Genomic DNA, 10,162 nt, shown 5'->3' with positions numbered 1-10,162 from the left:
TGACTTACTATAAATATAAATAAAAAAAATAAAAAAAAATTGGAAAATAATTGACAAAAAAAACTATAATATGATAGAATTTTTGTTGAAAATTCAATAGGCAAACCTATGGAAACATAGGGACGCAAAGCTATAGGGACTAAGGTTTTAAAACTATGTCAGCCAGTTGCCAAAGAGTACATTATACTTTTTGTTTTAAGATTTATAGTTAATATTACTGCAGGTATTTGCATGAAAATATTAAATTATCAAGTCTATATTAAGTTGCTCTTTTTGAGCAACTTTTTTTATTGCAATTTAAAACATGCAAATTTAATGTACTTCTGAGGGAGATCAATCAGGAGGGAAAAATGAAGAGGAAGATAGCATCAATAGTGGCTATGTCTATAATAGCTACAAATACTATGCCTGCAATAAATGTTTTTGCAGATGAAATTATAAGAAATAAAGTAGCAAGCATAGAAAAAGAAGTAAGCAAAAATATGACAGTGGAGAATTTCAAAATAAGAAATTATGAAAATTTCCCTAGTTATAATAAAGCTTATAAAGTAAATGTAGAATCTATAACTAATAATGGCGGTAAGTATAATCAAAGTATTATAACTAACGCTATAGATGGTAAGCTAGAAACTCATTGGGAAACAGGAAAAGAAAATAAAGCAGACTTTAAAAATGAGGTAGAGTTTGAATTTGAAAACGTTGAAAAAATAAACAGATTAGCTTATGCTACTAGACAAGATGGTGCAAAACCTAAAGGTTATCCTAAAGTTGCACAAATATTAGTAGCAGATTCAAATGAATCAGATTACACGCTAGTAGGTGAAGTTGCAAGTACTAAAGTAACTGGAGATATGGTTGAATTTAGATTCGACACAGTAGAAGCTAAGAAAGTTAAGTTCATATTCTCTGATGCTCATGATGGTTGGGCAAGTGCTTCTGAGTTTTGGTTTTATAAAGAAGATAAAACTTTAGATAAAATGGAAACCATTTTTACGGATAATAACATGAATGAAGTTAACCCTGAATTTGCTAACATAGAAGATCTTAAAGCCTTGGAAGAAGAAGCTAAAGATCATCCCTTTTATGCAAACTTCAAGGAAGATATAGATAATGCTATAACTATATTAGAAGGTGAAAAACTAGAAAGTGGTATAGCTAAAGTATCTAAATTAACTGCACATGGTACAGAATATCAAGATGCTTACAACGAAAAATTTATGATACCAACAAATAAAATAACTAAAGTAGAAGCTAATGGTGGAATATATTCAGGAACTAAATATGAATATATGTTTGATGGTGACCCTAATACACATTGGGAAACTAACAGAAGCAACGGTACAGATTTCACAAATGAAATAACTTTAACTTTAGATGAAGCACAAACCATAGATAGATTAGCTTATAAAGCTAGAAGTGTAAATAGCAAGGGATTCCCTACTAAGTTTGAAATACATGTTTCAGAAACTTCTAAAGGGCAAACTTTCCAAAAAGTAGCAACTGGAGAAGCTAATGTAACAAGTGATATGGTTGAATTCAAGTTCGCTCCTACAAAGGCTAAGAGAGTTAAATTAGTATTTAATGAGTGTAACAGTAATAGAGCGTTTGCTTCAGAAATGAGATTATATAAGCAAGATGAATTAAGTGAAAAGTACGCTACATTATTTACAAATGATAAGAAAAATGAAGTAAGTAGTGAGTTCAATTCTACAGATAAACTAGAAAAGTTTGCTAAAGAGTTAGAGACACACCCTTTATATAATTTATATAAAGAAGGTATAAATGATGCTAGATTAATACTTGAAAATAAGAAAGTTACATATATGGATGCAAGAGTATCCAAATTTAAAGAGTTTGGTTCACCTGAGTTAGCAGAGTATGACAAGACTTATAAAATAGATAATAAGCGTATAGTAAACATAACTACTAACGGAAGTCACTATGCTAATGAAGTAATAGCAAGAGCAATAGATGGTAATATTGAAACTGCGTGGCATTCAAATAAAACAAATAACGAAAACCACACTAATGAAGTTACAATGACATTAGACAAACTAGAAACTATAGATAAGGTAGTTTACACTTCACCTAGAGCTAGAGGATTTGCAGAAGAGTTTGATATATATGTATCTAAAACTTTAGAAGGTGATACTTTCCAAAAGGTTACAAGTGGTAGAGCAAGTAGAACTAATGATTCAGTTTCTATAAAGTTTAATCCGACAGAAGCTAGAAGAGTTAAATTTGTATATACTAAAGCTTATGAAAACTTTGCACTAGCTTATGAGTTTGGTTTATATAAACAAGACCCAGCTATAGATAAAATGGCTAGCTTATTCACAGACGAAACTATGAATACTGTAAGCGAAGAATTTGCTAATATGGAAGCTTTAAATAAATTAGAAGATGAAGTTAAAGTACATCCATTCTACGATGATTTTAAAGAAGATATAGACAATGCTAAGGCTTTGGTTGAACAAGGCGAAGTTGAAGCAACTGCAAGTAAAACTAAAAAGTTTAACCATTACAGCAACAAAGAGTATATGGAACAATATGCTATAAAGAGAGAGAATATAAAGAAAATATCTAACAACGGTGGACAATGGTCTACTATGAAAATAGATAATGCCATAGACGATGATTTAGATACATATTGGGAAACTAATACATCTAATAAAGAAGATTGGAAAAATGAAGTTACTGTAGAATTTATAAACCCTGTAACTATAGATAGAATAGCTTATGGTGCTAGAAAATCAGATAGAAAAGGTTTCTTAGAACAATTTGAAATTTATGCTTCTGCTACAACTAAAGGAGATAACTTCAAACTAGTATCTACTGCAAAAGCAGACAAAACTACTGGTTTAGTTGAAGCAAAGTTTGAGCCTACTAAATTCCAAAGATTAAAAATAAGAGTAATTAAAGGAGATCAAAGCTGGGCTACTTTAAATGAATTAATTTTCTTAAAACAAGATTCTATAGCAGATAAAGTTTATAACATGTTTACAAATGATTTAATGAATGAATTAGTTGATGAATATGACACAATAGAAGAAATAGAAACTTTAGAGAAAGAAGTTAATACACATCCATTAAAAGAAGAATTAATGGAATATATAGAAAGAGCTAAAGATGTAGTTCAAAATCCTGAACAATCTAAAGAACATGTGTACGAATTAGAATCTAGAGGAGACTCTATAAAAGAATCTCAAAAAAGACAAATGTGGAACTTCCAAGACTGGCAACCAACAGGTTTAGCAGTTAAGTCTGAGCAAAAGATAACTGTTTATGTTGATGCAGAACCAGGTGAACCATTACCATATCTAGTATTTAAACAAATGGATGTTCAAAATAATGGTACTATAAACATAAACTTAAAGAATGGTAAGAACGTTATAACAGTGCCTACAATATCTGGTACAACAATTAGAGAAGGTGTTCCATACTCAGGTGTGTTATATACTGTTAACCCATATACAGAAGAACAACAATCTAGAATGCCTAAGATAAAAATAGAAGGTGCTTTTGAGTATCCTGCTTTCGTATTAGGAGAAGATTCTGATGAAGCTATAATGAAAGAGTTAGAAGAGTATACTGAAAAGTTAAAAAAAGATCCTACATTACCAGATGTATTTGAAGTGTTTAGTAAAAAGAACTTAGTAAATACTAGAGCTACATATGCTTTAGATTGGTACAAAAAGAATAATTTACTTCCTAGTTACACTGCAAACAAGGTAGATGATATCTTAGCAGAATCAATGAAATACTGGGGATTTGATGAGTCTAGCGAAGTAAACTCTGACTTCAACTATAGATACGTTTCTATGTTAAAGTACCTAGACGGTGGTGGATTTATGAATGCAGGTAATGGTATAACAGGCTACAACCAAAACGAGCAAGGTGCAGTTTTAGGATATAACACTGGTTGGGGACTAATGCACGAATTAGGACATAATATGGATACTACTAAAATGAGTGTAGTAGAAGTTACAAACAATATGTTACCTTTACACTTTGAAGTATTAGAAGGTAAGGCAAGTAGATTCACTCAACAAAACCAATACCAAAATAACATATTCCCTAAAGTAACAAGGGAAGATTACTCAAAGAACCTTTGGTATCCAGAAAGTGATTATACTAACTTACAACACATAGCTCCATTATGGCAATTACAGTTATATGATGAAACATTCTGGCCTAGATTACAACAAGAGTTTAGAGCAAACCCTTCATTGGGTGGTGGAAACTGGGATAATAAGCATCAGGCATGGGCAATTGCAGCATCTAATGTAATGCAAATGGATTTAACTGAACATTTTGCTAGACATGGTTTCCGTGTAACTGAAGAAACTGCACAACATATGAAACAATATCCAAAACCAACTGAAAAGTTATGGTATATGAATGATAACAAATACTTAAAAGACGGTGAAACATTTAATGAAAATTTAGATTTAAAATTACATACAAAAGTAAATAAAGAAAATGTAACTTTAACTATGGAAATAGATAGAGAAAATAATAAGAGTCTTTTAGGATACGAAATATATAGAGATGGAAAGTTAATAGGATTTACTAATACAGAAACTTATGTAGATAAAGAAGCTAAGATAGGAACTAACCATACTTATGAAGTTGTTGCTTTTAGTAACGACTTAAACAGTGCAAAAGCTGTAAGTGTTAAAGCACATCAACCTAAGTTAGAAGCTCAAAAGGATATAGTTATAGGGCTTAATGAAGACTTCAATGCTCTAGATTATGTAGAAGCTGTTGATTATGAAGGTAACAAACTTGATAATATAATAGTAGAAGGTAATGTAGATACATCTAGAAAAGGTGAATATGAAGTAACTTATAAGATAACTCAAGACGGAGTTACTATAACTGATACTACTAGGGTAACAGTCGTAAGTGATTTTACTTACCTAAGTGACTTAAAGCACGAAGATGTTAAGGTTGGTTGGGGTTCTCCTAAATTCAACAAGGATATATATGGTAGAGTAAACGGTATATCTAAACAATTTAAAAAAGGTATAGGACTTCATGCAAATGGTTATGTAGTATATAACTTAGGTGAGCATAGTTATGATACTCTAGATGTTAAATTAGGTACAGACTCTAGTAAAGCAGATAGTAGAACTACTTTAGACTTCAAAATAATAGGTGATGGTAAAGTTCTAGCAAAAACAGATACAAAGAGATACACTGACGATTTAGAGCATATTAAGGTAAATATAGCAGATGTTAAAGAACTTAGAATAGAAGTTAGTATAGCAGGTGATAGTGATGCTAATGACCATGGTATAATAGTAGAACCTAAGTTAATAGGAAACAACTCTAAACCAGTGATAAATATAGATGCCTCTCAATCAATAAAAGTGGGAGAAACTTTAGAGAATGTAGTAGGTAATGTTGAAGCTAGGGATAAAGAAGACGGAAACATAACTAAAAAGGTTAAGATAAGTGGAGAAGATAAAGTTAACACTAATAGAGTAGGTACATATCCAATAAAATACACAGTAGAAGATTCTGATGGAAATACTACAGTAGCTACCAGAAGTATAAAAGTAGTTAACATGGAAGATTTCACTTACTTAAGTGATCACAATTGGGCGCAGCAATCTAATAACTATAAACAAGCACAAAAGGATGTAGCTATAAGTGGTAGAAATTTAACACTTACAGGTGAAAATAACGAAGCAGTTGAGTATGAAAAAGGTTTAGGAATGCATTCAACAAGTACAGTTATATATGACTTAACTGATAAAAAAGCAGATATATTCAGTACTTATATAGGTGTAGATAGAGCAATGTATAATTCTGTAGGTCAAGTACAGTTTGAAATATATGTTGACGGTAAGTTAGCTTATGATAGTGGCATAATGAGAGCTAAAGATAAACAAAAATATGTAGAAGTAAATTTAGCAGATGCTAAAGAATTAAAGTTAGTCGTTAAAGATGGTGGTAACGGAAATGGTTCTGACCATGCAACTTTTGGTGATACTAAATTACACTTTGTAAATGAATCAAGAATAGACAAAACTGAATTAACTAAATTAGTAAACGAAGCTAAAAAGTTAAATGAAGATGACTATACAGAAGAATCTTTTAATACAATGCAAATAGCTTTAGCTAAAGCAGAGAAAGTTTTAGAAGATAACAATTCTAGTCAAGATACTATAGATAATGTAGCTGCAGAACTACAAAAATCAGTTGAAGCATTAACAGTAGTAAACTTAGATGAAGTTGTAAATATACCAGACAAGTATTTAGCTAAATCTTTATCTAGTGTTTTAGGTAAGTCTGAAGGATTTACTGTTGGTGATATGAGAAGTTTAACTAAACTAAGTTTAAGTGGTGTTACTAACTTAGAAGGATTACAATATGCTAAGAATTTAGTAAGTATAGAAGCAGAATATAATGAGATAAAAGATCTTAGACCATTAGCTCAGTTAAAGAAATTAGAAAAAGCTAATTTTACAAATCAATTTGTATCAGTTGGTGAATTAAAAGTAGTTGATGGAACTGTTACAGTTAATACAGAAGCTTACAACAGAGCAGGAGAGAATGTAGCTACAAAAGTTACATTAGTAGACAAAGCTGGTAATGTGTTAAGTGAAAAAGCTGTTAATGACGATACAGAAGTTAGTTTAGATGTTTCAAATTTAGAAGCAGGAATTTATGGAGTTCATGTAGCATTTGAAGATGATGAATTAAGTGGGACATTAATAAACTTAGTTTTAATTAAATAAATTTTTAAAGAAATAATTTAAAAGGGTGTATCAAAAAATGATACACCCTTAGTTTTTTATTTTATATCGTAACGATCTGCATTCATTACTTTATTCCAAGCATATACAAAGTCCTTCAAGAATTTAACTTGAGAGCCTTCACTTGCGTATACTTCACAAATAGCACGAAGTTGAGCATTAGAACCAAAAACAAGATCAACTCGTGTTCCAGTCCACTTCAATTGTCCTGTTGATCTATCACGTCCCTCAAATATTTGCTCCTCAGGTGAAGTAGGCTGCCAAATAGTATCCATATCTAAAAGATTTACAAAGAAATCATTTGTAAGGGTTTCTGGTCTTTTTGTAAAAACACCATAGTTGGATTTGTTATAGTTGGTATTCAATACACGCATACCACCAAGCAAAACTGTCATTTCAGGAGCAGTCAAATTTAGAAGTTGTGAACGGTCAATTAATAATTTTTCAGATGAGCTAGAATAATCTGATTTCATATAGTTTCTAAATCCATCTGCTTTTGGCTCAAGTACAGAAAATGATTCAACATCAGTTTGTTCCTGTGATGCATCTGTGCGACCTGGTGTGAAAGGAACTCTGATTTTATACCCTGCTCTTTTTGCTGCTTTTTCTATACCTGCACATCCACCAAGAACAATCATATCTGCTAAAGATACTTTCTTAACTTTTACAGAACACGCTTCATTGGAATTTAACTGAGAGGAGTTAAAGTCGGACATTATTTTTCCAAGAATCTGCAAAACATTATCTAACTGATCAGGTTCGTTAACCTGCCAATGCTTCTGAGGTTGTAGACGAATTCTAGCTCCATTTGCACCACCACGTTTATCAGAAATTCTAAATGTAGATGCAGATGACCAAGCTGTATAAACAAGGTCTGACGCTGATAAATTAGAATCTAAAATCTTACCTTTAAGATATTTAATATCTTCTTTATTAATTAATTCATAATCAACTTTTGGCACAGGATCTTGCCATATAAATTCTTCGCTAGGAACTTCTGGCCCCAGATATCTAGAAATAGGACCCATATCACGATGTGTTAATTTGAACCAAGCACGTGCAAAATCATCGGTAAATTTACTTGGATTATTTAAATAATTTTTTGCGATTTGGTTATATATTGGATCATAGCGAATACCTAAATCAGCTGTTGTCATCATAGGAGGATGTTTTTTTGATGGGTCGTGTGCATCTATTATCATATCTTCCTCATCCACATCTTGTGCTTGCCACTGATAAGCTCCAGCAGGACTTTTAACTAATTTCCACTCATATTTGAACAATGTTTTAAAATAACCCATATCCCATGTTGTTGGATTTGGTTTCCATGCTCCTTCAAGTCCACTAGTGATTGTATCTATACCATTACCTGTTTTATAACTATTTTTCCAACCAAGACCTTGATTTTCAATAGGAGCAAAATCAGGAGCAGGACCAAGGTATGTGGCAGGAGCTGCACCATGGCATTTCCCAAAAGTATGACCACCAGCTATAAGTGCAACAGTTTCTTCATCATTCATGGCCATACGAGCAAATGTTTCTCTCACATCTTTTGCAGACCCAACTGGATCAGGTTTCCCATCTGGTCCTTCTGGATTTACATATATAAGTCCCATTTGAGATGATGCAAGGGGATTTTGAATTTCATTTGTACCATCAATTTTGTTAGTTCCAAGCATCTGTTCAGTTGAACCCCACTTGATATCTTGTGGTTCCCAAACATCCTCACGTCCACCACCAAAACCAAGAGTCTTAAGTCCCATTACTTCAAAAGCACAGTTTCCCGTTAATATCATAAGGTCTGCCCATGAAATTTTATCACCATATTTTTGTTTAATTGGCCAAAGTAACCTACGAGCTTTATCTAAATTAGCATTATCAGGCCAGCTACCTATTGGTGGAAATCTCTGATCTCCATTACCTGCGCCACCTCTACCGTCACCTATTCTATAAGTTCCTGCACTATGCCATGCCATACGAATAAATAGTGGCCCATAGTTACCAAAATCTGCAGGCCACCAATCATTTGAATCTGTCATTAAATTATATAAATCTTTTTTCAGGGCATAATAATCAAGTTTTTCAAATTCTTTAGCATAGTCAAAGTTAGATCCCATCGGATTACTTAACTCTGAATTTTGATGAAGAATATTTAAGTTTAATAAATCTTCATCAGAGGTTCTATTTCCTGATACAGCATGAATTGATCTTCCAGTAAACGGGCATCTCATGTCTCCCATAAGATTAAATTCCTCCTTTATTTCAATGTAAGTCCAGAGTTAATAATTGAAATTTTATAAAATTTAAATCTGAACTCATAAGTGTTACAATGTTATTACATAATATGTAAATTATTTTTTGCTTATACTAAAGAATATTTTTTAATTTATAACTAATCACACTTTTTTGAAAGTATACAAACAATATAAAATGATAAAGTTGAAAAACAGTATAGATATAATTATATATAAAATAGAAGAGATGTATTTTGAGTTTAAGAGGGTGTATCAAAAATGATACACCCTTAATTTATAGTAAATCAAGTTATCTCAATAACTTGATTAAACACAATTATTTATTATTTAATATCTGTTCTCAGTAGCTTCGGCATCTGCTTTAGTTTGGTGAACTGTGCCAGGTGGATGCTCAGGTGGGGCATAGATAGCATATACTTTAAGTGGTTTATTTCCTATATTTATTACATTGTGCCATTTTCCAGCAGGTATCATAATAGCATAATCATCCCTAGCTTGTTTTTGAAAATTTAAATTATCTTTGCTATCACCCATTTTTATAAGGGCATAACCTTCTTCAATTCGTATAAACTGGTCACCTTCTGTATGAACTTCTAAACCTATGTCATCACCTACATCTATACTCATCAAAGTAACTTGTAAATCAGATCCTGTCCACAAAGCAGTACGGAAAGTATTGTTTTGTGTAGTTGCCTGATCAATATTAACTATGAGTGGATTTGGACCATAATCTTTTAAATTAATTTCCTTTCTCTTGTATACAGGTGTATTACTCCAAGGAGGGTATGGATACATATTGTACATTTGTTGGTTCCCCCAGAAAGGATAGGGGTACATGTTGTACATTTGTTGTGGCATGATACGAGGATAAGGATATGGGTTTGTAATATTTTGCAAAAATAATCACTCCTTTTATACGTTTTATAAAATTATATGCCACATTTATAAATACATTCGTTTAAAAGGGTGTATCAAAACTGATACACCCTTAATTTATATAAAAACTATAATTTATTTATTTAAAGATAAGTAGCCCTAAACAAAATGAGTTCTTGACTCTCACTACCCTAAGGCCTATTGATAGTATCTATGGTTGAATGGTTGAATTTTATATGAAATAAATATCCACCGTTAATAAAT

General features: G+C 31.7%; 3 protein-coding genes and 1 riboswitch. Of the genes, 1 reads left to right on the top strand and 2 read right to left on the bottom strand.

What is annotated here, in order from left to right:
* Positions 1–89 precede the first annotated feature (89 nt).
* A riboswitch (cyclic di-GMP riboswitch) is annotated at positions 90–174 on the top strand.
* A gap of 176 nt (positions 175–350) precedes the next feature.
* Complete coding sequence (locus NSA58_RS10565; RefSeq protein WP_074429728.1) at positions 351–6,749, top strand: NPCBM/NEW2 domain-containing protein; 6,399 nt, start codon at positions 351–353, stop codon at positions 6,747–6,749.
* A 56-nt stretch (positions 6,750–6,805) separates the two neighbouring features.
* Here the strand turns inward: NSA58_RS10565 and katG are convergent, their stop codons facing one another.
* Positions 6,806–9,007, bottom strand: a complete 2,202-nt coding sequence (gene katG / locus NSA58_RS10560) for a catalase/peroxidase HPI (protein WP_074429727.1) — start codon at positions 9,005–9,007, stop codon at positions 6,806–6,808.
* 342 nt (positions 9,008–9,349) lie between these two features.
* Complete coding sequence (locus NSA58_RS10555; RefSeq protein ID WP_330376108.1) at positions 9,350–9,826, bottom strand: cupin domain-containing protein; 477 nt, start codon at positions 9,824–9,826, stop codon at positions 9,350–9,352.
* Between the last annotated feature and the right edge of the window lie 336 nt (positions 9,827–10,162).

The organism is Terrisporobacter muris (assembly GCF_024621905.1).
GTDB classification, from domain to species: Bacteria; Bacillota; Clostridia; order Peptostreptococcales; family Peptostreptococcaceae; genus Terrisporobacter; species Terrisporobacter muris.
This window is presented reverse-complemented; position numbering and strand designations above follow the sequence as displayed.

What these genes read in the sequence shown, in the direction of transcription:
- NSA58_RS10565 (WP_074429728.1), top strand. Translation starts at nt 351, where the DNA reads ATGAAGAGGAAGATAGCATCAATAGTGGCTATGTCTATAATAGCTACA.
- katG (WP_074429727.1), bottom strand. Translation starts at nt 9,007, where the DNA reads ATGGGAGACATGAGATGCCCGTTTACTGGAAGATCAATTCATGCTGTA.
- NSA58_RS10555 (WP_330376108.1), bottom strand. Translation starts at nt 9,826, where the DNA reads ATGTACAATATGTATCCATACCCTCCTTGGAGTAATACACCTGTATAC.